The organism is Curtobacterium sp. C1, from assembly GCF_021049325.1.
Lineage (GTDB): Bacteria > Actinomycetota > Actinomycetes > Actinomycetales > Microbacteriaceae > Curtobacterium > Curtobacterium citreum.
Genome location: NZ_CP088076.1, coordinates 2356659 through 2380285, shown reverse-complemented (window position 1 = coordinate 2380285; position 23627 = coordinate 2356659). Strand labels below are relative to the sequence as shown.

General features: G+C 70.7%; 21 protein-coding genes. 17 read left to right on the top strand and 4 right to left on the bottom strand.

Annotated elements, in window-relative coordinates; all coding sequences use genetic code 11:
• Nucleotides 1-88 precede the first annotated feature (88 nt).
• The 3 genes from rplK to LQK89_RS11345 all read left to right on the top strand — a co-directional run bounded on the left by rplK (nucleotide 89) and on the right by LQK89_RS11345 (nucleotide 2180).
• The gene (gene rplK / locus LQK89_RS11355; protein ID WP_017888638.1) at nucleotides 89-520 is read left to right on the top strand and encodes a 50S ribosomal protein L11; all 432 of its coding nucleotides are present in this window, start codon (nucleotides 89-91) and stop codon (nucleotides 518-520) included.
• Between the two features lie 82 nt (nucleotides 521-602).
• On the top strand, nucleotides 603-1292 hold the full coding sequence (gene rplA / locus LQK89_RS11350; protein ID WP_058741945.1) for a 50S ribosomal protein L1: 690 nt from the start codon (nucleotides 603-605) through the stop codon (nucleotides 1290-1292).
• A 279-nt stretch (nucleotides 1293-1571) separates the two neighbouring features.
• Nucleotides 1572-2180 (top strand): Pr6Pr family membrane protein, encoded by a 609-nt coding sequence (locus LQK89_RS11345; RefSeq protein WP_174777932.1) that lies wholly within the window; start codon nucleotides 1572-1574, stop codon nucleotides 2178-2180.
• Between the two features lie 6 nt (nucleotides 2181-2186).
• Here the strand turns inward: LQK89_RS11345 and LQK89_RS11340 are convergent, their stop codons facing one another.
• Both LQK89_RS11340 and LQK89_RS11335 read right to left on the bottom strand, forming a co-directional pair.
• Entirely contained in the window at nucleotides 2187-2882 is a 696-nt protein-coding gene (locus tag LQK89_RS11340; protein WP_231049155.1) for a YqaJ viral recombinase family protein, read from the bottom strand.
• A gap of 127 nt (nucleotides 2883-3009) precedes the next feature.
• The gene (locus LQK89_RS11335) at nucleotides 3010-4221 is read right to left on the bottom strand and encodes an ROK family transcriptional regulator (RefSeq protein ID WP_231049154.1); all 1212 of its coding nucleotides are present in this window, start codon (nucleotides 4219-4221) and stop codon (nucleotides 3010-3012) included.
• 143 nt (nucleotides 4222-4364) lie between these two features.
• Between LQK89_RS11335 and LQK89_RS11330 the strand changes: the two genes are divergently transcribed.
• The 10 genes from LQK89_RS11330 (at nucleotide 4365) to rplL (ending at nucleotide 14486) form a co-directional block, all read left to right on the top strand.
• Nucleotides 4365-5111, top strand: coding sequence for a sugar phosphate isomerase/epimerase family protein (locus tag LQK89_RS11330; protein ID WP_231049153.1), 747 nt, complete (start codon nucleotides 4365-4367; stop codon nucleotides 5109-5111).
• The gene (locus LQK89_RS11325; RefSeq protein ID WP_231049152.1) at nucleotides 5108-6259 is read left to right on the top strand and encodes a Gfo/Idh/MocA family protein; all 1152 of its coding nucleotides are present in this window, start codon (nucleotides 5108-5110) and stop codon (nucleotides 6257-6259) included. Before LQK89_RS11330 ends, LQK89_RS11325 begins: the two co-directional genes overlap by 4 nt.
• Nucleotides 6260-6377: 118 nt before the next feature.
• A complete protein-coding gene (locus tag LQK89_RS11320; protein WP_058741939.1) occupies nucleotides 6378-7679 on the top strand; it encodes an ABC transporter substrate-binding protein in 1302 nt (433 codons plus the stop codon).
• Nucleotides 7680-7870: 191 nt separating this feature from the next.
• Nucleotides 7871-8863 carry a carbohydrate ABC transporter permease gene (locus LQK89_RS11315; protein ID WP_231049151.1) on the top strand — a complete coding sequence of 331 codons (993 nt, stop codon included), beginning with the start codon at nucleotides 7871-7873 and terminating at the stop codon, nucleotides 8861-8863.
• The gene (locus LQK89_RS11310) at nucleotides 8856-9695 is read left to right on the top strand and encodes a carbohydrate ABC transporter permease (RefSeq protein ID WP_058741938.1); all 840 of its coding nucleotides are present in this window, start codon (nucleotides 8856-8858) and stop codon (nucleotides 9693-9695) included. Before LQK89_RS11315 ends, LQK89_RS11310 begins: the two co-directional genes overlap by 8 nt.
• A gap of 122 nt (nucleotides 9696-9817) precedes the next feature.
• Nucleotides 9818-10762 (top strand): TolB family protein, encoded by a 945-nt coding sequence (locus tag LQK89_RS11305; RefSeq protein WP_231049150.1) that lies wholly within the window; start codon nucleotides 9818-9820, stop codon nucleotides 10760-10762.
• Nucleotides 10763-11078: 316 nt separating this feature from the next.
• Nucleotides 11079-11819: a response regulator transcription factor gene (locus LQK89_RS11300; RefSeq protein ID WP_114849692.1), complete on the top strand. Its 741-nt coding sequence runs from the start codon at nucleotides 11079-11081 to the stop codon at nucleotides 11817-11819.
• Nucleotides 11816-13267 (top strand): sensor histidine kinase, encoded by a 1452-nt coding sequence (locus LQK89_RS11295; RefSeq protein ID WP_231049149.1) that lies wholly within the window; start codon nucleotides 11816-11818, stop codon nucleotides 13265-13267. Before LQK89_RS11300 ends, LQK89_RS11295 begins: the two co-directional genes overlap by 4 nt.
• A gap of 268 nt (nucleotides 13268-13535) precedes the next feature.
• Nucleotides 13536-14051 (top strand): 50S ribosomal protein L10, encoded by a 516-nt coding sequence (gene rplJ, locus LQK89_RS11290; protein ID WP_058741931.1) that lies wholly within the window; start codon nucleotides 13536-13538, stop codon nucleotides 14049-14051.
• 51 nt (nucleotides 14052-14102) lie between these two features.
• Nucleotides 14103-14486: a 50S ribosomal protein L7/L12 gene (rplL, locus tag LQK89_RS11285; RefSeq protein ID WP_058741930.1), complete on the top strand. Its 384-nt coding sequence runs from the start codon at nucleotides 14103-14105 to the stop codon at nucleotides 14484-14486.
• 173 nt (nucleotides 14487-14659) lie between these two features.
• Here rplL and LQK89_RS11280 read toward each other — a convergent pair whose 3' ends face one another.
• Together LQK89_RS11280 and LQK89_RS11275 are read right to left on the bottom strand one after the other, a co-directional pair.
• Entirely contained in the window at nucleotides 14660-15487 is an 828-nt protein-coding gene (locus LQK89_RS11280; protein WP_231049148.1) for a hypothetical protein, read from the bottom strand.
• Nucleotides 15488-15772: 285 nt separating this feature from the next.
• On the bottom strand, nucleotides 15773-17197 hold the full coding sequence (locus LQK89_RS11275) for an APC family permease (protein WP_231049147.1): 1425 nt from the start codon (nucleotides 17195-17197) through the stop codon (nucleotides 15773-15775).
• A gap of 110 nt (nucleotides 17198-17307) precedes the next feature.
• Here LQK89_RS11275 and LQK89_RS11270 point away from each other — a divergent pair, with 110 nt between their 5' ends.
• The 4 genes from LQK89_RS11270 (at nucleotide 17308) to LQK89_RS11255 (ending at nucleotide 23627) form a co-directional block, all read left to right on the top strand.
• Nucleotides 17308-19194 (top strand): ABC transporter ATP-binding protein, encoded by a 1887-nt coding sequence (locus LQK89_RS11270; protein ID WP_231049146.1) that lies wholly within the window; start codon nucleotides 17308-17310, stop codon nucleotides 19192-19194.
• Nucleotides 19195-19566: 372 nt separating this feature from the next.
• Nucleotides 19567-20931, top strand: a complete 1365-nt coding sequence (locus LQK89_RS11265; RefSeq protein ID WP_058741139.1) for a cystathionine beta-synthase — start codon at nucleotides 19567-19569, stop codon at nucleotides 20929-20931.
• A 61-nt stretch (nucleotides 20932-20992) separates the two neighbouring features.
• Nucleotides 20993-22138: a cystathionine gamma-synthase gene (locus LQK89_RS11260; RefSeq protein WP_231049145.1), complete on the top strand. Its 1146-nt coding sequence runs from the start codon at nucleotides 20993-20995 to the stop codon at nucleotides 22136-22138.
• A gap of 100 nt (nucleotides 22139-22238) precedes the next feature.
• On the top strand, nucleotides 22239-23627 hold the full coding sequence (locus tag LQK89_RS11255; protein WP_231049144.1) for an MFS transporter: 1389 nt from the start codon (nucleotides 22239-22241) through the stop codon (nucleotides 23625-23627).

Below are 23627 nucleotides of genomic sequence, written 5' to 3'. Positions count from 1 at the left end.
TGCGGGGCTTCACCGCGGTCCGGATCCGCCGGACCAGCGGGAGAGTGCACGGGTCCCCGTGCGTTCGATTCCAGGAGGAAAGCGAAGAATGGCACCGAAGAAGAAGGTCACGGGCCTGATCAAGCTGCAGATCAACGCGGGCGCCGCCAACCCGGCCCCGCCGATCGGTCCGGCGCTCGGTCAGCACGGCGTGAACATCATGGAGTTCTGCAAGGCGTACAACGCCGCGACCGAGTCGCAGCGCGGGAACGTCGTGCCGGTCGAGATCACCGTCTACGAGGACCGTTCGTTCACGTTCGTCCTCAAGACCCCGCCGGCCGCGGAGCTCATCAAGAAGGCTGCGGGTGTGCAGAAGGGGTCCTCGACCCCGCACACGGTCAAGGTCGCGAAGATCTCGATGGACCAGGTCCGTCAGATCGCCGAGACGAAGCAGGCCGACCTGAACGCCAACGACATCGAGCAGGCCGCGAAGATCATCGCCGGCACCGCGCGTTCGATGGGCATCACGGTCGAGGCCTGAGCCTCAGCGCCACACACACCCCAACCTTTCCGTGGGAGAGCCTCGCCGGCTCGTCAACCACGTAGCTCCTGAGGAGAACACCATGGCGAAGAAGTCCAAGGCCTACCAGGCCGCGGCCGCGAAGATCGAGGCCGACAAGTTCTACACCCCGACCGAGGCCGTCGCCCTCGCGAAGGAGACCGGGTCGGCCAAGACCGACTCGACCATCGAGGTCGCGCTCAAGCTCGGCGTCGACCCGCGCAAGGCGGACCAGATGGTCCGCGGCACGGTCATCCTGCCGCACGGCACGGGCAAGACCGCCCGCGTCATCGTCTTCGCCGTGGGCGCTGCGGCCGAGGCCGCCATCGCCGCCGGTGCCGACGAGGTCGGTGGCGACGAGCTCATCGCGAAGGTCGCCGAGGGCTACACCGCCTTCGACTCGGCCGTCGCGACCCCGGACCTCATGGGCAAGGTCGGTCGACTCGGCAAGGTGCTCGGCCCGCGCGGCCTCATGCCGAACCCGAAGACCGGCACCGTGACGCCGAACGTGGCCCAGGCCGTGAACGACATCAAGGGCGGCAAGATCGAGTTCCGCGTCGACAAGCACGCCAACGTGCACTTCGTCGTCGGCAAGGCCTCGTTCACGCCGGAGCAGCTCGACGAGAACATCTCGACCGCGCTCGAGGAGATCGTCCGTCTCAAGCCGTCCGCCTCGAAGGGCCGTTACATCACGAAGGGCGCCGTCTCGACGACCTTCGGCCCCGGCATCCCGCTGGACGTCAACGCGATCTGACGACCTTCGGCACTGGGTTGGTTCAGGCCATCCCGCTGGACGTCAACGCGATCTGACGACCTTCGGCACTGGGTTGGTTCAGGCCATCCCGCTGGACGTCAACGCGATCTGACGACCTTCGGCACAGGGCTGGTTCAGGCCATCCCGCTGGACGTCAACGCGATCTGACACTGATCTGCTGAACAGCCGATTCCTCGATCGGCTGGTCGACCAGGAGACCCGCACCGGTTCCGGTGCGGGTCTCCTGCGTTCCCGCCGCGGTCCGGATAACGTGGCAGCGTGCGGACCCTCGTCAACTCCCTCCGGCTGATCGCCGTGATCGCCGTCGTGGCGGCAGTGCTGGCCCAGTGGCTCGTCAGCTCGAAGTCCCCGGACTACCTGTTCTGGAACTTCTTCGGGTACTTCACGATCCAGTCGAACATCCTCATCGCGGTCGCCCTCGCGCTGACGCTCGTCGCCGCTGCCCGCCGGAAGCGCGGCGACGTCCTCGTCAGCGGGCTCCGCGGTGCGGCGACGGTCTACATCGCCACGACCGGCGTCGTCTACAACACGCTGCTCGTCGGGGCAGCTGTCGAGAACACGGTGCCGTGGTCCAACGACCTGCTGCACAAGTGGATCCCGCTGTACGCGGTGCTCGACTGGCTGCTCTTCTCGGACCGGGCGCGCCTGCTGCTGCGGCACGTCTGGTGGTTCCTGGTCTACCCGGCCGTGTGGCTCGCGGTCGTCCTGATCCGTGGCGCGACCGACGGGTGGGTGCCGTACCCGTTCCTGAACCCGGAACAGGGCTACGGGGTGGTGAGCCTGTACTGCCTCGGGGTCGCCGTCTTCATCGGGCTGATGGGCATCCTGGTGGTGGGGATGAGCAGGTTGCGGATCGTGAAGGTCTGACGCCGGTCAGGTGCGGAACGCCCGCAGCTTGTCCAGCACCAGGTCGGCGAGCTGTACGAGGCCGCGGATCTGGTCGTCGTCGCGGTCGATCCACCGGCACTCCGGCTCGTCGGCGACGGGGACGAACCCGTCGTGGCGCTCCCAGACGAACAGCGTGCGGTCGGCGCCGAGCACGTACTGCTGCCACCAGACCTGCCGCAGGTAGTGCCGCGGGATGCTCCGCCACGCCTTGCCCGTGGTCTTGATCTCGGCGAGGACGAGTCGCTCCGACGCATCGAACCCGACACCGTCCGGGGTGGCCAGGTGTGCGCGGTTCGTGCTCGCGTGGAACAGGTGTGCCGAGGGCTCGATGCCGTGCGTGGCGGCGACCCAGGCGGCGATCACGGGTTCGCGGTCCTTGCCGTGCTCGGTGAAGGCGTTGCCGGAGAACCGGGAGCCGTAGCGCTTGTCGGTGACGACCGCCTCGACCGCGCGGGGCGACGCGAGTCGTGCGACGTCGGTCGCGGTGATGCCCATCGCGCGCGCCCGCAACCAGGCGACCCGGTCGGAGGAGTGCGCGACGATCCGCTCGGTGTGCCCTCGGAGCGCGGTGAAGGCGTCGTGTCGTGCCGACGCGGCCGGGGCGACCGGCGTGGCGGACGCGGGGCGATCCTCCAGGCCGGGGTCCAGGTCGCCCCACAGGGTGGGCTGCACGATCGTCACCCGACGATTCTCACCCCGCGCGCCGACAGCGCGGTAACCGACGCGCGCGGCGCCCGCCGACAGCGCGGCGACCGACGCGTGCGACGCCCGCCGGCAGCGCGGTGACCGACGCGCGCGACGCGCGCGGTCAGGAGACGAGGGCCCGGCGCTCCGCGAAGACGACGAGCTCGTCGACCCCGGCGGGGGAGAGGGCGTAGTCGATCGCCAGGGCCGCGGCGCCCTGGAGTGCCGCGAGCGACCCCGCGTGCGACTGGGCGATGACGAGGTGCTCGGTGGCGAGGGGCATCGAGCGGGAGTAGACGACCTCGCGGACGCCGGCGAGCAGGTGCTCCCCGGCGCGGGTGATCGACCCGCCGAGGACGATCACCGACGGGTTCATCAGGGAGACGCAGGTCGCGAGCACCTCGCCGATGTCGCGCCCGGCCTGGCGCACGGCGCCGATCGCGTCGAGCTCGGCGCGGTTCACCAGGTCGATGACGTCGCCGCTCGTGTGCACGTCGTGCCCCTTCGCCCGGAGGGCACGGGCGATCGCGGGTCCGGAGGCGACGGCCTCGAGGCACCCGGTGTTGCCGCAGTGGCACGGCACGTCGCCCGCACGGGACACCCGCACGTGGCCGATGTCGCCCGCGGTGCCCTGCGCGCCGCGCTGCAGTGCGCCGTCGGAGACGATGCCGGAGCCGATGCCGGTCGCGACCTTGACGAAGAGCAGGTGGTCGACGCCGGACCAGCCGTGTCCGCGTTCGCCGAGCGCGGCGATGTTCACGTCGTTGTCGACCAGGACGTGGGCGGGCACGTGCGCGCGGAGCCACGCGGGGACGTCGAAGCCGTCCCACCCGGGCATGATCGGCGGGTTGGCTGGACGCCCCGTGGAGAACTCGACGGGACCGGGGACGCCGATGCCGATCGCGATGACGTCCTCGCGGGCGCGGCCGACCTCGTCGAGGAGCTCGTCGATGGTCTCGACGAGCCAGGTCAGGGTCGGTACGGGGCCGGCGGCGATGTCGATCGCGGCCTCGCGCGTGGCGAGCGGGGTGGCGACGAGGTCGGTCACCGCGACCCGGCCGTGCGAGGCACCGAGGTCGGCGGCGACGACGAGTCGGGCGCGGGGGACGAGTGCGACCTGCGCGGGTGGGCGGCCGCCCGTGGAGGCGGCGGTCTCGACGGGGCCGACGAGTCCGACCTCGATGAGGGCGTCCAGGCGCACGGCGATGGTCGAGCGTGCGAGTCCCGTCAGGGCGGCGAGTTCCCCACGGGTCCGCGGCACTCCGTCGCGGAGGATCTGGAACAGCTCGCTCGTCCCGACCGGAGGCGACGCTGCCGTCCGTGTCGTGTCGACCATGTCGGGAGTGAACCACACATCGATCGCGCCACGCAACGAAGATCGTCGACGAAGTCACAACTTTTGCTTGACCGCCGACAGAAGCGGTCATAGTGTGACGCTCGATCAGTGACGATCCACCATCTCGACGAGGAGAACCCCTGGTGACGCAACCCCTCTCGGTCCAGCTCTACACGGTGCGCGACGCGCTCTCGGCGGACCTGCTCGGCACGCTGCAGCGCATCGCGGGCATCGGCTACACGGACGTCGAGGCCTTCGGCTTCGTGGACCGCGCCGAAGCCCTGCGCGACGCACTCGGCGAGGCCGGCCTCCGTTCCCCGAGCGGCCACGCCCGACTGCTGGACGCCGGTGAGCAGGACCTCGAGCGCATCTTCCACGCCAGCACCACGATCGGCCTCGGGACGCTCATCGACCCGCACATCGACGAGGCCCGCTGGACGACCCGCGAGGACGTCGAGGCGATCGCCCGCGAGCTCAGCGCCCTCGCCCCGCGTGCGGCCGACCACGGTCTGACGCTCGGCTACCACAACCACGCGTTCGAGTTCTCGAACCGCATCGACGGCGTCTCGGCCTACGAGGTCTTCGCCGACGCGCTGTCCGACGACGTCGTGCTCGAGCTCGACACCTACTGGGTGACCGTCGGTGGCGACGACCCCGTCGCGGTACTCGGCAAGTACGGCGACAAGGTGCAGTTCCTGCACGTCAAGGACGGCGACGGCTCGCACGACGACAAGCAGCAGGTCGCGGTCGGCAACGGCATCATGCCGATCCGTGACATCGTCGCCGCCGCTCCCGCCGCCCAGCACGTCGTCGAGCTCGACGACCACGAGGGCGACGTGTTCCAGGCCGTCGCCGACTCCTACACGTTCCTCCAGGGGGCCCGAGCATGACCGACACCACCACGACCGCAGCCGCGTCGACCGACAGCGCCCGCCGCACCGGTCCCGTCGGCGTCGGCGTCATCGGCGCCGGGGTCATCTCCGACCAGTACCTGTCGAACCTCACCGCGTTCCCCGACCTGCAGGTCCGGTTCATCGCGGACATCGACGAGCCCCGCGCCGCCGCACAGGCCGAGAAGTGGGGCGTGCCCGGCTCCGGCTCGGTTGCCGAGCTCCTGGCGGACGACGACGTCGAGATCGTCGTCAACCTGACGATCCCGGCCGCGCACGTCGAGGTCGCCCTGCAGGCCCTCGCCGCCGGCAAGCACGTCTGGGGCGAGAAGCCCTACGCGCTCGACCGGGAGAGCGCCGCGCAGCTCCGCGACGCCGCGGCCGCCGCGGGCAGGACCGTGAGCGTCGCCCCGGACACGTTCCTCGGCGCCGGGCTGCAGACCGCCCTCCGCACGATCCGCGAGGGCCGCATCGGCACCCCGCTCAACGGCCTGACGCTCTTCCAGAGCCCCGGACCGGAGTCGTGGCACCCGAGCCCCGAGTTCCTGTTCGCGTACGGTGCCGGTCCGCTGTTCGACATCGGCCCGTACTACATCACGACGCTCGTGCAGGCGTTCGGCCCGGTCGCCAAGGTGACCGCGACGGCATCGAAGTCCCGCGCCACCCGGACGATCGGCTCCGGCCCGAAGGCCGGCACGGACTTCCCGGTCGAGGTGCCGACGAACCACTCCGCGCTCATCCAGTTCGAGGACGGCGGGAGCGCGCAGAGCGTCTTCTCGTTCGAGTCGGACCGCGGGCGCACCGGCTTCGTCGAGATCGCGGGGGAGACCGGCACGGTCGTGTTCCCGGACCCGAACAACTTCGACGGCGACACCGAGCTGTACGCGCACGGTGCCGACGGCCCCGAGACGATCCCCGCGGTCGGCTCCACCTACTCGCGCGGCACGGGCGTGGTCGACCTCGCCCGCTCGCTCCGCGCCGGGGAGGGCAACCGGGTCCCCGGTGCCCTCGCCTTCCACGTCCTCGACGTGATGGTCTCCATCGCCGAGGCGGCCGAACGTGGTGAGACCGTGCTCGTGGAGAGCACGGTCGAGCCCTCCCCGACCCTCCCCGAGGGTTGGGACCCCGCGGAGCAGACCCTGTCCTGACCCCAGGACGGGCCCGCTCCTGCTCGCGGGTCGGCCACACGGCCGGCTCGCACCCACACAGCAGCACCCGACACGCACCACCCTCAGCACCATCTCAACGACGAGAAAGTAGAGAGTCATGCGCACTGCCATCCGCGCACTGGCCATCACCGCGGCCGCGGCACTCACCGTGACCGGCCTGGCGGCCTGCTCATCCGGGTCGTCCGGTTCCTCCGGCGACGGGAAGACGCTCACGTACTGGGCGTCGAACCAGGGCACGTCGCTCCAGAACGACAAGGAGGTGCTCACCCCCGTCCTCGAGAAGTTCACCAAGGAGACCGGGATCAAGGTGAACCTCCAGGTCATCGGCTGGAACGACCTGCAGAACAAGATCCAGACCGCCGTCACCTCGGGCCAGGGCCCGGACGTCGTCAACATCGGCAACACCTGGGCCACCTCGCTCCAGGCCACCGGCGCCTTCCAGGAGTTCGGTGACTCGGAGATGAAGGCGATCGGCGGCGCCGACAAGTTCGGCAAGGTCGCACTCTCCACCGGTGGTGCGCCCGGCAAGACCGTCACGAGCGTCCCGCTCTACGGCCTCGCCTACGGCCTGTACTACAACAAGCAGATGTTCAAGGACGCCGGCCTCGAGGCGCCGACGACGTGGGAGGACCTCACGGCGGACGCCAAGAAGCTCACCTCGGGCGACAAGTACGGCTTCACCATCGCCGGTGGTTCGTACACCGAGAACTCGCACTTCGCGTTCATCACCTCGGCGCAGAACGGCGGCGAGTGGTTCGACAAGAGCGGCAAGCCGACCTTCACCGAGAAGGCGAACGTCGACGGCATCAAGCGCTACCTCGACCTGATGCAGTCGGACAAGGTCGTCAACCCGTCGAACGCGCAGTACGACAACGGCACGCAGGCGGTCTCGGACTTCGCGAACAAGAAGGCCGCGATGATGCTGACGCAGAACAACGCGAACGCCACCATCACGTCGCAGGGCATGACCACCGACGAGTTCGGTGTCGTCCCCTTCCCGACGACCGCTGACGGCAAGGACATCGCGTCCTTCCCGGCCGGCATCAACCTGTCGATCTTCAAGAACACGAAGAACAAGGACGGCGCCCTGAAGTTCGTCAAGTACATGACGAGCGAGGAGACCCAGACCACGCTGGACAAGCCGTACGCGGCCCTGCCGGTGCTGGCCTCGGCTGCGGACTCGGTCACCGACGAGCAGACGAAGACCTTCCTCGACATCTACAACAACAAGGCGAAGCCCCTCCCGCTGGTGCCCGCCGAGGACCAGTTCGAGTCGACGGTCGGCAAGGCGATGAACGACATGTTCGCCAAGATCGCCACCGGCTCGACGGTGTCGGACAGCGACATCAAGTCGGCGCTGCAGACCGCGCAGGACCAGGTCTCGCAGGCGGCCGGTTAGTCGGCCTGGAGGCCCGGGGCGCGTCCGCAGGACGCGTCCCGGGCCTCGCCCCTCCGCACCCGGCCGCGTGCCGGGGGTGAGCCGATCGGCTCACGCATGCCGCGCCTCCAGGCCGCTGCCACGGCCCGACCGCCACCGCGGTCACGAGACGCGAAGCACCCGATCCCATCCTCGCCGGAAGGCCACCACCCATGACCACCTCGGTCCTGCCCGAATCCGAGCGCATCGACCTGACGCACACGAAGGCGCCGACCCTGTCGGGGCCGCAGCCCGGCCGCAAGCCCAAGCGACACTGGCTGCCGTACGCGCTCGTCGCACCGGCGATCCTGTTCGAGCTGCTCATCCACATCGTGCCGATGCTCGTCGGCATCTGGATCTCCTTCATCCAGCTCACCAAGTACTTCATCGCGAACTGGGGCGCCGCACCGTTCGCGGGCTTCCGGAACTACTCGGTCGTCGTCGACTTCGACCAGGCGATCGGCAAGGGCGTCCTCAACTCGTTCCTGATCACGTGCGGGTTCACCGTCCTGGTGGTCGGGCTCTCGTGGACGTTCGGCATGGCCGCCGCGGTCGCGCTGCAGAAGCCCTTCAAGGGCCGCGGCCTGTTCCGCACGCTGTTCCTGGTGCCCTACGCGCTGCCGATGTACGCCGGCATCATCACGTGGAAGTTCATGTTCCAGCGTGACTCCGGCGCGATCAACCACATCCTGGTCGACCAGCTGCACCTGATGGGGCAGGGGCCGTTCTGGCTGATCGGGTCGAACGCCTTCATCTCGGTCGTCGTCGTGGCGATCTGGAAGACCTGGCCGTTCGCGTTCCTCATGCTCATGGCCGGCCTGCAGTCGGTGCCGAACGATGTCTACGAGGCCGCCTCGGTCGACGGCGCGAAGCCGTTCCGGCAGTGGCGCTCGATCACGCTGCCGATGGTCCGCCCGGTCAACGTGACGCTCGTGCTCGTGATGTTCCTCTGGACGTTCAACGACTTCAACACGCCGTTCGTGCTGTTCGGCTCGACCGCGCAGCCGCCGGCCGCCGACCTGCTCAGCTTCCACATCTACAACGCGTCGTTCATCACCTGGAACTTCGGCTCCGGTGCCGCGATGAGCGTCCTGCTCCTCATCTTCCTGCTCATCGTCACGGGCATCTACCTCGCCGTGACCAACCGGAGGTCCGTCCGTGCGTGAGACATTCGGCGCCAAGTCCTTCAAGGTCGTCACCCTCGTCCTGCTGACCCTGTTCACGGTCGTCCCGCTCTACGTGATGATCACGACGGCGATCAAGCCGCTCGGCGACGTCCAGAACGACTTCACGTGGATCCCGACGAACATCACCCTGCAGCCGTTCATCGACATGTGGACGACGGTGCCGCTCGGGCAGTACTTCATCAACTCGCTCGTGGTCTGCACGGTCGCGACGGTGTTCTCGCTCATCATCGCGACGTTCGCCGCGTACGGGGTGTCCCGGTGGAACTTCAAGGGCAAGAGCACCTTCACCACCGCGGTGCTCTCCACCCAGATGTTCCCCGGCGTGCTGTTCCTGCTCCCGCTGTTCCTGATCTTCACGAACCTCGGGAACGCGCTCGGCATCCAGCTCGTCGGGTCGTGGACCGGCCTGATCATCACGTACCTGACCTTCACGCTGCCGTTCTCGATCTGGATGCTCGCGGGGTACTTCGAGACCATCCCGCGGGAGCTCGACGAGGCCGCGATGGTCGACGGTTCCGGTCCGATGGGTGCCCTGTTCCGGGTGATCCTGCCCTCGGCCCGTCCGGGTCTGGTCGCGGTCGGCATCTACTCGTTCATGACGGCGTGGGGTGAGGTGCTGTTCGCCTCGGTCATGACGAACGGCAACGGGTCCACCCTGGCGGTCGGTCTGCAGCAGTACTCGACGCAGACGAACGTGTACTGGAACCAGATCATGGCGGCGTCGCTCGTCGTCTCGATCCCGGTCGTGGTGGCGTTCCTCATCGTGCAGCGCCAGTTCGTGGCCGGCCTGACCGCGGGTGCGGTGAAGTAGGGGGCGGCTGCCTGCCTGCCTGCCTGCCCGAGACTCGGCTCGGCGGACGGTCTCGTGGTCAGTGGACCGCGGAACCGACCGCCGGGCCGAGTCTCGTTCCACGACGACGACAGGATGGACGCATGACCGACACCACCCGCGGGCGGCAACTGCTGCCCGGACAGACGAGCCGTGTGCACGTGTACGACCTCGCGACGCGGACGAGCCGACCCGTGTTCGCGTCGCGGGCCGTCCTCGTCGAGGCGCCGAACGTGCTCGACGAGCGCACCCTCGTGCTGAACGGCGACGGTGACCTCTGGCTGCTGCGCCTGCCCGAGCCCGGCAGCGACGTCGTGCTCGACGAGTCCGCGCTCGTCCGCGTGCCGATGCCCGGGGTCACGGAGATCAACAACGACCACGTGCTCGACCCCTCCGGGACCTCCGTCGTGGTGAGCGCCCGCGACGGGGAGCTGTACCGGGTGCCCCTGCCGGACGGCGGCTCGGCGGAGCGCCTGACCGACACCGCGGCCGTGCTGCCGGTCGTCCGGAAGTACTACCTGCACGGCATCGCCCCGGACGGCAGCGTCCTCGCCTCGATCGTGGGGGAGCGCACGGTCGACGGCGTCTGGACGACGGACGTCGCGCTCGTCGACCCGGCCTCCGGCGCCACGACGTTCCTGACCCGTGACGAGCACCCGGACGACGGCTGCGCGATCACCCCGGACGGCCGCACGGTCCTGTTCAACACCGAGCGCTTCACCCCGGGGACCGCGCAGCTCGCGGCACTCCGACTCGACGGCGGCGACCCGGTCCGCCTGACCGCGGACGAGCGGGTGGACTGGTTCCCGCACCTGTCGCCGGACGGGCAGCACCTGCTCTACCTGTCCTACGGACCCGGCGTGCAGGGGCACCCGGCCGACCACCCCGTCGAGCTCCGGCTGCTCCCCGGGGCCCTGGTGCGTGGCGCGCGGATGGCCGTCGTGCCGGAGACCCTCGTCGCGCTCGATGGCGGCCAGGGCACGGTCAACGTGCCGCCGTGGTCGCCCGACTCGACGTGGTTCGCGTACTGCGACTACCCGGTGGCCTGAGCGACTGATCGTCCGAGCGGCGGCGACCGCGGCGAGCGTCGCGAACACGGCGCCCGCCGTGCCGGCGGTGATGACCGGCGTGGTGGACGCGAGGGTCCGCGCGACCGCGAGCCGATCGACCGGGGTCGCACCGTGCCTCCCGGCCGTGGCCTCGACGTCCGCGGTGGCGACGTCCCGCGCAGAAGCGGGCCATGCGGGGGACTGGAGCATGTCGCCGACGCTACGGAGCGGACCCTTCGGACCCTGCCCGGCGATCCACAGAGCGCGGAGGGGCGCTGCACAGACGGCTCATAGGAATTGCTCGATACTCGAAGACGTGACCATCTCCCAGCCCGCAGCAGCCCCGCGTCTCTCCCGTGCCGACGGATCCCCGTTGCGCATCCTCGTCGTCGACGACGAGGCCAGCCTCACCGACCTGCTGTCGATGGCGCTCCGCTACGAGGGCTGGGACGTCAAGAGCGCGAACGGCGGGCAGGAGGCCCTCGCCACGGCCCGCGAGTGGAAGCCCGACGCGATGGTGCTCGACGTGATGATGCCGGACCTCGACGGGCTGCAGGTGCTCGGTCGGCTCCGGCAGAACAACGACGACACCCCGGTGCTGTTCCTCACCGCGAAGGACTCCGTCGAGGACCGGGTGACCGGGCTCACTGCCGGCGGCGACGACTACGTCACGAAGCCGTTCTCGCTGGAGGAGGTCGTGGCGCGGCTCCGCGGGCTCATCCGTCGGTCGCAGATCTCGATCTCCGAGGCCGGGGACTCCCGCATCGTCGTCGGCGACCTCGTGCTCGACGAGGAGTCCTACGAGGTCTCCCGCGCCGGACGCCCGATCGAGCTGACCGCCACCGAGTTCGAGCTGCTCCGCTTCCTCATGCGCAACCCGCGCCGCGTGCTCTCGAAGGCGCAGATCCTGGACCGCGTCTGGTCCTACGACTTCGGCGGCAAGTCCTCGGTCGTCGAGATCTACATCTCGTACCTGCGCAAGAAGATCGACGCCGGCGAGACCCCGATGATCCACACCGTCCGGGGCGTCGGGTACGTCATCAAGCCGACGTCGTGACGCTCCGCCGCCGGCTCGTCCTGAGCATCGTCGCGCTCGTGGTCGCCGTGAGCGCGGTGATCGGTGCCGGCAGCATCCTCGCGCTCGCGTCCATCCAGCGCTCGGCGATCGACCAGCAGCTGCAGTACGCGACGAGTCGCGCGCAGCGGTCCGTCGAGCAGCAGCAGGGCGGCGGGAGCCCAGGGATCGACATCGGCCGTCCGAGCGGGCAGGCCGCCGGCACGCTCACCGTCTACTTCCTGAACGGCGACGTGGCGGTCGGGACCGTGCTCGACAACGACGGGGCGGTCGACCGCATCGGCACGGACGTCGTCCGGCCGCTCGGCGGCGTGACCGTCGACGGACTCCCGCACACCGTCGACCTCGGCGGTGACCTCGGGCGCTACCGCGTCACCGCGGTGTCGCTCGGGACCGCGGTCCTGGTCGTCGGCCTGCCGATGGCCCCGGTGTACGAGAGCGTGTGGAAGCTCCTCGGCGTCGTCCTCGTCGTCACCGTGGTCGCGCTCCTCGTCGCGTCGTTCGTCGCGGCCGTCGTCGTCCGCCGGTCGCTGCGGCCGCTCGAGCGCGTCGCGGAGACCGCCTCGGCCGTGGCCCGGATGCCCCTCGAGCGGAGCGACGCGCTCGACGGGGTCCGCGTCCCCGACACCGACCCCCGGACCGAGGTCGGCCGGGTCGGCACCGCGTTCAACCGGATGCTCGGGCACATCGGGAACGCGATGCAGGCGCGCGAGCGCTCGGAGCAGAAGGTCCGCCAGTTCGTCGCGGACGCCTCGCACGAGCTCCGCACGCCGCTCGCGTCGGTGCGCGGGTACGCCGAGCTCACCCGACGGATGGGCGGCGACCTGCCGCCGGACGTCGTCTACGCCATGGGCCGGATCGAGTCCGAGTCGCTCCGGATGACGAGCATGGTCGAGGACCTGCTCCTGCTCGCCCGTCTCGACGAGGGCCGCGAGGTCCAGTTCGCCGAGGTCGACCTGACCGGCCTGGTGTTCGACGCCGTGAACGACGCGCACGCCGCCTCGCCGGCGCACGAGATCGCCGTCGAGGTCCCGGACGAGCCCGTGGTCGTACCAGGTGACGCGGCCCGGCTGCACCAGGTCATCGTCAACCTCGTCACGAATGCCCGGACGCACACCCCGGACGGCACCCGGATCACGGTCGGGTTGTCCCCGGCTGCCGGCGGTGTGGACCTGACCGTGCGGGACGACGGGCAGGGCATCGACCCGGAGTTCCTGCCGAAGCTGTTCGAGCGGTTCGCGCGGGCGGACAGTTCGCGGTCGCGGAGTGCGGGGTCGACCGGACTCGGGCTCGCGATCGTCGACGCGGTCGTGCAGGCGCACGGCGGGACGGTGTCGGTCGCGAGTGTGCCGGGGGACACCGTTTTCACGGTGCACCTGCCGAGCACGCGTCCGGTCGCGTCTGCCGACGTGGTGGCGGCGACCGCCTGACGGACGGGAGGCACGGGGCGGGCCCCGCCCCGTGCCTCCCGTCCGTGGGTTGGTCGTCACCCGCGTCCTGTGGTACCGTTCTCGAAGCCAAAGACCGCCGGTCGTCTGTGCGCTCGCGCACAGACCGAAGGTCCTCACTCGTGGGGCAGCCAGCGCAGGTGTTCAGACCCTCTCCTCTTCACGGGGGAGCAGCTCCGAGCCTCTGCGCCGGAGCTTTTTCCATGTACGGGGTCCTGGGGCTAGCCGGCAAGAAACCCCAAGGAGAACCATGGCGAACAAGGAAGCTGCGGTCGCCGAGCTCACGGATGCATTCCAGAGCTCGAACGCCGTTCTGCTCACCGAGTACCGCGGTCTCACGGTCGCGCAGCTCAAGGAGCTCCGCAACTCGATCCGTGAGCACGCCACGTACGCCGTGGTGAAGAACACGCTGACCAAGATCGCGGCGAACAACGCCGGCATCACGTCGTTCGACGACGAGCTCGCCGGTCCGTCCGCTCTCGCCTTCGTCCACGGTGACACCGTCGCCGTCGCGAAGTCGCTGCGTGCATTCGCCAAGGCGAACCCCCAGCTCGTGGTGAAGGGCGGTTACTTCGACGGTAACCCGCTCACCGCGACCGAGGTGGACAAGCTCGCCGACCTCGAGTCCCGTGAAGTCCTGCTCGGCAAGCTCGCCGGCGCCTTCAAGGCCTCGCTGTTCGGTGCTGCGTACCTGTTCCAGGCACCCCTCTCGCAGGCCGTCCGCACCGTGGACGCCCTCCGCGAGAAGCAGGAGTCCGCGGCCTGACCAGGCACGCGTTCATCAACCACACGTACTAGCTAGTAGTAGGAGAAAATCATGGCGAAGCTTTCGCAGGACGAGCTCATCGAGGCCTTCAAGGAGCTCACGCTCATCGAGCTCTCGGACTTCGTGAAGAAGTTCGAGGAGGTCTTCGAGGTCACCGCTGCTGCCCCCGTCGCGGTCGCCGCGGCCGGTGGCGCTGCTGCCCCCGCCGAGGAGGTCGAGGAGAAGTCGGAGTTCGACGTCGTCCTCAAGTCGGCCGGTGACAAGAAGATCCAGGTCATCAAGGAGGTCCGTGGCCTCACGTCGCTCGGCCTGGGCGAGGCCAAGGCGCTCGTCGAGACCGCCGACGCCAAGATCCTCGAGGGTGTCAACAAGGAGACGGCCGACAAGGCGAAGGAGGCCCTCGAGGCCGCCGGCGCCACGGTCGAGCTCGCGTAGTTCCGACCTTCTGGTCACGAAGGCCGCTGCCCCTCGGGGTGGCGGCCTTCGTCGTGTGCGGGGCGCGGGGTGCGCGCGGCGGCGGGCGCGGCGGGCGGGAGTTCACGCGCTGAGCGACACTTCACGGCGGCAGGCGCGCGTGAAGTGTCGCTGAGCGCGTGAGGTGCTCCGGTTCACACCGGGACGCCGTGTGCGCGGAAGAGCGCTCGGAGTCGGTCGAGCTCGACCAGGTGCCACCACGTCGCCCGGACGACCGTGCGGACGGCGGGCAACGCTCGGACCCGGTCCTCGCGACGCTTCTCCGCCCAGAGCACGTCGCCGGGGTCGCGTCCGTCCAGCATCGTCGGGTCGACGTACTTCTGTCGCCCGTCGAACTCGACGACCACCCCCAGGGACGGGAACCAGAAGTCGAGCCGGTCGATCGTGCCGTCGGCGTGCCGTACCAGCGCCTGGCTCACCCACGGCGGCATGCCCAGCTCGACGAACCGTGCGGCGGCGAAGGACTCGCCGGCGGACTCGTGGAGCGGGTCGAGCGCATCGAGCACGGCGGCGGCGCGGACGGACCCACGGGCTGGCCGTCGGGGGACGTGCTGTTGCAGCTCGTCGATCCGGACCTGCCTGCGGCGGACGGCGGCATCGACGGCGACCGCTGCGACGTGCAGCGCGCACGACGTCGCGAGCATCACGGCCGTGTCGAGGGCCGAGGTGACGGGAACGCCGTCGAACGCCGCGGGGTCGACGGCGGTCCGCGGAACGCCGGGGTGACGGACGACGCCAGCTCGGTGCTGGATGACCGTTGCGTTCGGATCGAGCACGTGGACCCGATCGCCGACGTCCCCGATCCAGGGCCAGCCGTGGATCATCGCGGCGGTCCCGTGCGAGAAGACGGAACCGGGACGCAGCAGCGGCGCGACGGCACGGGCGCGGGTGAGGTGTCGTTCGTGGAGGGCGAGGCCGTCCCAGACGTCGCGCTCGATGAACACCCCGGGCAGCAGCCGCACGAGACTGCCCGCCGCGTACCGACGCTGCAGGGTCCGAGCGGTCGCCGGGTCGGCGGGGGGACGTCCGGAGGATCGGTGTGCGCTTCCGCTGTTCGTGCATGCGCCGATCGTGGCCGTGCCCGGGCGGGTCCGGGGTGTGATCGGCGGGACCGGTGCACGACCTCCGCAGCGACCGGCTGTGTGGAGGACGGATGTCACGGGCTCAGCGACAGGTCACGGGCTGACCGGCGCGTGAGGTGTTGCTGAGCGCGTGAGGACGCAGCAGGGCGCGGGCCGCCGCTCGGGTCAACGCAGGGTGCTGTGGCGGCGGCCGTAGACCAGGTAGAGCACCACACCGGCGAGCATCCACAGCCCGAAGGCGATCCACGTGCCGGCTCCGAGGAACACGGCGAGCAGGACGCAGCAGAGCGTGCCGAGCACCGGGACGACCGGGAACAGCGGGACGCGGTACGAGCGCTCCAGGTCGGGTCGGCTGCGGCGCAGGACGAGCACGGACACGTTGACCAGGGCGAACGCGACGAGGGTGCCGATGCTCGTGGCGTCGGCGAGCTCCCCGAGCGGGACGAGCGCCGCGACGACGGTCACGACGACGCCGACCACGAGGGTGCCCATGAGGGGCGTGCCGGTGCGGTGGGAGACCCGGCCGAAGAGCTTCGGCACGAGTCCGTCCCGCGCCATGGTCAGCAGGATGCGGGTCTGGCCGTAGAGCACGGTGAGCACGACGCTCGCGATCGCGACCACGGCGCCGACGGAGAACACGAGCGCGACCCAGGGCTGGCCGGTGACGTCGACGACGATGCGGACGAGCGAGGCCTCGTCGGCGGAGAACGACGTCCACGAGCGCGCTCCGATCGCGGCGATCGCCACGAGGATGTACAGCGCGGTGATGAGCGCGATCGACCCGATGATCGCGCGGGGGAGGTCGCGGCGGGGGTCCTTCGCCTCTTCCCCGGCGGTCGACGCGGCGTCGAACCCGATGTACGAGAAGAACAGGCGCGAGGCCGCAGCGGTCACGCCGGCGGCCCCCATGGGGGCGAGCGGTTCGAAGTTCTGCGCGCGGAACGCGGTGAACGCGACGACGACGAAGAACACCAGCAGGGCGATCTTCACGACGACCATCAGCGTGTTCACCCAGGCGCTCTCGCGGGCACCGGGCAACAGGACCGCCGTCGCGAGCAGGACCAGGAGCGCCGCGGGCAGGTTGACGACCCCGCCGTCGCCGGGGGGAGCCGCGAGGGCCGTCGGCAGGTGCAGACCGAAGACGCGGAGGGTCTCGTCGACGTACTCGCTCGCGCCCACGGCCACGGCGGCCACGGACACCGCGTACTCGAGGACGAGGCACCAGCCGCAGACCCAGGCGATGCCCTCGCCCATGGTCGCGTACGTGTACGAGTAACTGGACCCGGACGTCGGCACCGCGCCGGCCATCTCCGCGTAGGACAGCGCGGAGAGCAGCGCGGCGACGCCGGCCACCACGAACGAGATCCACACGGCCGGCCCGGCGAGGGGCACCGCGGTCCCGAGCACGACGAGGATGCCGGTCCCGAGGGTCGCGCCGACGCTGATCATCGTCAGGTGCCACACGCCGAGGGAGCGACGGAGCGGCGCACCGTCCACGCCGCGCGCGGCCTCTGCCTGCAGCTGCTCGATGGGCTTGCGCCGAGCGAGCTGCTGGCGGAGCGACGTGGGGCGGGTGGGCGCGGACGTCATGGGACCTCTGTGGAGCCGGGGAAGGGGACTGCTGATGGTCGCACGGCCCCTGAACGGGGTCAAATACGGGCCACCCCGCCACCGTCACCGCGCGGGGATAGGTTTGCCCCATGAGCATGGGCCACGGGATGCGTCCGGGTACCGCGGGCGGACCCCGCGGCGGTGGGCGCATCTCGAGCGGCGACGTCCGGGCGCAGAAGGCCGCGAACGCCGAGGCGCCGCGGATCCCGCACCTCGTCCGGCGGATCGCCGAGCTCTTCGTGCCGCACCGCCGCGCGATCGTCCTGACGGTCGTGCTCGTGCTCGTCGGGGCGGCCCTGTCGGTGATCCCGCCGCTGCTCACCCAGCAGGCGTTCGACCGCGGACTGTTCCCACCGGGTGGTCGCCCGGACCTGCCGGTGCTGTTCGAGCTCGTCGGCGGCATGATCGCCCTCTGGATCGCGAGCGCCGGCGTCGGCATCTGGCAGACCTACCTGACGGCGACCGTCGGCAACAAGGTCATGGGCGCCATGCGGATGCGGCTCTTCGGGCACCTGCAGCGGATGGAGCTGGCCTTCTTCACCCGCACGAAGACCGGCGTCATCCAGTCACGGCTGCAGAACGACGTCGGTGGCGTCGCGAGCGTCCTCAACAACACGATCTCGTCCGTCCTCGGCAACACCGTCACCGTCATCGCCGCGATCGTCGCGATGCTGCTGCTGAGCTGGCAGATGACGCTCGTCGCGGTCGTCCTCCTGCCGCTCCTGGTCGTCGCCCAGCGGCGGGTCGGCCAGGTCCGCGCGCGGATCGCGGCCCAGACGCAGGAGTCACTTTCCGACATGACGGCGATCACCCAGGAGGCGCTGAGCGTCTCCGGCATCCTGCTCGCCAAGTCGTTCAACCAGCAGCGCAGCGAGACGCAGCGGTACGGGGACGAGAACCGCAACCAGATCCGGCTGCAGGTCCGCCAGCAGATGTCCGGCCAGTGGTTCTTCGCCATCGTCCAGGTCTTCCTGTCGATCATCCCCGCGGTCATCTACGTGGTGGCCGCGTACCTGATCATCGGGAACGTGCCGATCACCGCCGGCACCATCGTCGCGTTCACCACGGTGCAGTCGCGGCTGCTCTTCCCGACGGTGGGCCTGCTGCGCGTGGTCCTCGACCTGCAGACCTCCGGAGCCCTGTTCGCCCGGATCTTCGAGTACCTGGACCTGCGTCCCGCCATCACCGACGCGCCGACCGCGCAGAAGGTGGACGAGCGCCGCGTCGGGCACGTCGCGTTCGAGGACGTCACCTTCGCCTACCCGGACGCCGAGGCCGACGCGCCCACCCTGCGCCAGGTCTCGTTCGAGCTCGAACCCGGACAGTTCGCCGCGTTCGTCGGGCCGTCGGGCGCCGGCAAGACGACGATCTCGTACCTGGTCCCGCGACTGTACGAAGCATCCTCGGGCTCGGTGCGCTTCGCGGGTGCGGACGTGCGGGACCTGGAGCACGAGGACCTGATGCGGCACGTCGGCATCGTCAGCCAGGAGACCTACCTGTTCCACGCCTCGATCGGCGACAACCTCCGGTACGCCAAGCCGGACGCGACCGACGTCGAGCTCGAGCGTGCGGCACGCGCGGCGAACATCCACGAGACCATCGCCTCGTTCCCCGACGGCTACGACACCGTCGTGGGGGAGCGCGGCTACCGGTTGTCCGGCGGCGAGAAGCAGCGCATCGCGATCGCGCGGGTGCTGCTCAAGGACCCGCCGGTGCTCGTGCTCGACGAGGCGACGAGCGCGCTCGACTCCATCTCCGAGCACGTCGTCCAGACCGCCCTCGACACGGCGGCGGCCGGGCGAACGACGATCTCGATCGCGCATCGTCTCTCGACGATCCGGGACGCTGACGTGATCTTCGTGCTCGACCACGGGCGGATCGTCGAGCGCGGGACGCACGACGAACTGCTCGACCGTGACGGCGTGTACGCGGCGCTCTTCCGGCAGCAGAACGCCCCGGTCGACGCGGATCGCTGACCGCCCGGCTCCCTCCAGCCCGCAAACCCGCCCCTGGCACCCGCCGAGGCGCCCCCGAGGCGGCCCCGCGCCGTCGAGTGCGCAGACGTCGTCGCGCGCCGGAGACGCGGGCGACGTCTCCTGCTCACCGGAGGAACACGCGCGCCGCACCGTGCGGCACGCGCCGGACGTGATCCCGCGCCTCCAGGCCGGATCTCCGCCCACCTCCCGCCACCTGCCCGCCCCGCCGCGCCGAGCGGACGGCCGATCCCACACCCCTCACCTGGTGACCGTGGTCCGTCCAGGAGGTCCTGCAGGCCCAGGCCCAGGTCCGCCTGCAATCCCGCGTCGCATCCCAGCGGGTCGCCGGGGGTGCCGCCTAGACTCGCCCGCGTGCGTTACGCGAACTCCGTCGTCGACCTCGTCGGCGACACCCCGCTCGTCCGTCTGAACCGCGTCACCGAGGGCATCCGGGCGACCGTCCTGGTCAAGGTCGAGTACCTGAACCCGGGCGGCTCGTCGAAGGACCGCATCGCGACGCGGATCATCGACGCGGCCGAGGCCTCCGGCGACCTGCGGCCCGGCGGGACGATCGTCGAACCGACCTCGGGGAACACCGGGGTCGGGCTGGCGCTCGTCGCCCAGCAGCGCGGGTACCGGTGCGTGTTCGTCCTGCCGGACAAGGTCGGCGAGGACAAGCGGAACGTCCTCACCGCGTACGGCGCCGAGATCGTCGTCACGCCCACCGCGGTCCCGCCGGAGCACCCCGAGTCGTACTACTCCGTGTCGGACCGGCTCGTGCAGGAGATCCCCGGCGCCTACAAGCCGAACCAGTACGCGAACCCGAACGGCCCGCGGAGCCACTACGAGTCCACGGGTCCCGAGATCTGGCGCGACACCGAGGGGCAGATCACGCACTTCGTCGCCGGCGTCGGCACCGGTGGCACCATCTCCGGCACCGGCCGGTACCTCAAGGAGGCCTCGGACGGTCGCGTCCGGATCGTCGGTGCGGACCCGGAGGGCTCGGTCTACTCGGGCGGCACCGGGCGGCCCTACCTGGTGGAGGGCGTCGGCGAGGACTTCTGGCCAGCCGCGTACGACGCCGGCATCCCGGACGAGATCATCGCCGTGACGGACGCCGAGTCGTTCGCGATGACCCGCCGCCTGGCGCGCGAGGAGGGCCTGCTCGTGGGCGGGTCGAGCGGCATGGCCGTGGTCGCCGCGCTCCGGGCCGCGCAGGACCTGACCGAGGACGACGTCGTCGTGGTGCTCCTGCCGGACGGCGGCCGGGGCTACCTCGGCAAGATCTTCAACGACCGGTGGATGCGCTCGTACGGCTTCGCCGAGACCGACGACGCGCGCACGGTGGGGTCCGTCGTCGCGGGCAAGGACGGCCGTCTGCCGGACCTCGTGCACGCGCACCCGTCGGACACCGTGCGGGACGTCGTCGAGATCATGGCGACGTACGGCGTCTCGCAGATGCCGGTCCTGAGCGCCGAGCCGCCCGTCGTGATCGGCGAGGTCGTCGGTGCCGTCGCCGAGAAGGACCTGCTCGAGCAGGTGTTCACCGGCGCTGCCGCGATGACGGACGCAGTGTCCGACTTCGTCGGGGACCCGCTCCCGCTCATCGGCACGGGGGAGTCCCTGTCCGCGGCCCGGCGGGCGCTCGAGTCCGTCGACGCCCTGCTCGTCGTCGACGACGGCAAGCCGGTGACCGTGCTGACCCGGCACGACCTGCTGACCTCCCTGTCCGAGTGACCCGGGCCGCGCACCGACGCGGCCCCGACCACGACCCCGAGCTGCAAGGAACCCCGATCGCATGACCGAGTTCGACACCCGCGCCGTCCACGCCGGCCAGGACCCCGACGCCACGACCGGCGCGGTGATCCCGCCCATCCACGTCACGAGCACCTACGTGCAGGACGGGGTGGGGAACATGCGGAACGGCTACGAGTACTCGCGCGGCGGCAACCCGACGCGGGACGCCCTGCAGACGCTCCTCGCCGACCTGGACGGCGGGGTCGCGGCGTACTCGTTCGCGTCCGGGCTGGCCGCCGAGGACGCCCTGCTCCGCGCGTACCTGGAGCCCGGCGCCCGCGTGGTGATGGGCAACGACGTCTACGGCGGGACGCACCGCCTGGTGAACCGGCTGCACGTGCCGTGGGGCGTCGAGCTCGTCGTCGTCGACATGAGCGACGTCGACCGGGTCCGCGCCGCGCTCGAGGGCGCCCCCGCGAAGACGGTCCTGTGGGTCGAGACCCCGACGAACCCGCTCATGAAGATCGCCGACATCGCGCTGCTGTCCGAGGTCGGGCACGCCGCCGGTGCGCTCGTCGTCGTGGACAACACGTTCGCCTCGCCGTACCTGCAGCAGCCGCTCGCGCTCGGCGCCGACGCGGTGTCGTACTCCACGACGAAGTACCTCGGCGGCCACTCCGACGTCGTCGGCGGTGCGGTCGTGCTCCGGGACCGGGAGTTCGCGGAGCAGGTCGGCTTCCTGCAGTTCGGTGCGGGAGCGATCGCCTCGCCGTTCGACGCCTTCCTGACCACCCGCGGCATCAAGACGCTGCCGCTGCGGATGGAGCGGCACTCCACGAACGCGCAGGCCGTCGCCGAGGCGCTCGTGTCCGCCCCGGGCGTCGAGCGGGTCTTCTACCCTGGCCTCGCCGACCACCCCGGACACGAGGTCGCCGCGAAGCAGATGCGCGGCTTCGGCGGCATGCTCTCGGTCGCGCTGACCGGGGGGCCCGAGGCGGCGAAGCGGTTCGTCGAGTCGACCGAGGTGTTCACGCTCGCCGAGTCGCTCGGCGGGGTCGAGTCGCTCATCGGGTACCCGAGCGAGATGACGCACGCGTCCGTCAAGGGCACGGAGCTCGCGGTGCCGGAGAACGTCGTCCGCCTGTCGGTGGGCATCGAGGACGCCGACGACCTGGTGGCGGACGTCCTGCAGGCGCTGGCGCGCTGACGTCGCGGCGCGCTGACGCGCGCTGAGGGCGGACTGGAGGATCGTGGCGGCGCCGCCACGATCCTCCAGTCCGTCCGTGGTCACCGGTAGCGTGACCCGGGTGAGCAGCGTGGCGACGACGACCGGGATCCTCAGCGGGCGCTACGCGCTCGCGACGATCGGCATGGTCGCCATCGTGGGCGTCGCGGCGTTCCAGAACCTGGCGATGACGACGGTCATGCCGGAGATCAGCCGTGACCTCGACGGCGAGACGCTGTACGCGCTCGCCTTCGCGGCACCCCTCGCCGCGGGTGTCCCCGGGATGGTGCTCGCGGGGAACTGGACGGACCGGTCCGGCGGTCGCGTCGTCGCGTGGGTCTCGGCCGCGCTCTTCGCGCTCGGCACCGCGGTCGTGATGCTGGCGCCCACGATGGAGGTGTTCCTCGTCGGGCGGCTCGTCGAGGGCTTCGGTGCCGGGGCGATCGACGTCGTGCTCTACGTGCTCGTCGCGCGGATCTTCCCTGCCGAGCTGCACGGCCCGGTGTTCGCCGGGTTCGCCGCGGCGTGGGTCGTCCCCGCGCTCGTCGGGCCGGCGGTCGCGGGCATCGTGACCGAGACGTGGGGCTGGCACTGGGTGTTCGCCGGAGCGCTCGGCATCGCCGTGGTGTCGTTCGCCCTGCTCGTGCCGACCCTCGGGAGGCTGCACGCCCCGGCCGCCGCGCTCCGACCGGTGTGGCAACGCACCAGGATCGGCTGGTCCGTCGGCGCGGCGGTCGCGATCCTGCTCCTCAACGTCGCCCCGGACCTCGGCCCGTGGCCGCGCGTCGCGGCGGTCGTCGTCGGGGTCGTCGGCACGTGGGCGGCGCTCCGTCCGCTGCTGCCGACCGGGACGTTCCGTGCGGCGCCCGGGCTGCCGAGCGTGGTGCTCCTGCGAGGACTCGTCGCGGCGGCGTTCTTCGGGAGCGAGGCCTACGTGCCGTTCCTGCTGCAGTCGCGGCACGGTCTGTCGGCGTCGACGGCGGGCCTCGCGCTGACCGTCGCCGCCCTGAGCTGGGCCGGCGCCAGCTGGGTGCACGGACGCGTCGGCGAGGAACGCCTGACGGCCGCCAGGACGTTCGGTGTCGGGCTCGCCCTGGTGCTCGTCAGCCTGGTCACGGCGCTCGCGGTCGCCTGGTTCGACCTGCCGTGGTGGGTGCTCGTCGTCGGCTGGTTCGTCGGCGGCGCCGGCATGGGCGGGCTGTACCCGCGGGCGTCGATGCTGACGCTGCGCTTCTCGGGCGAGGGCGACGACGGGTTCGCGAGCTCGGCGCTGACGATCGCGGACGCCTCGGGCAGCGTCGTCGGGCTCGCGGTCACCGGGTTGCTGTTCGTCGGCAGCGGGGGAGCGGACGCCGCGTGGTCGTTCCCGCTCGTGTTCCTCGCGATGATCGTGATCGCGCTGCTCGCCACCGCGGCGGTCCGACGGCTCGGCCCGGTGCCGCCGCCGGCGGGTGCCCAGCGGGTAGCGTGA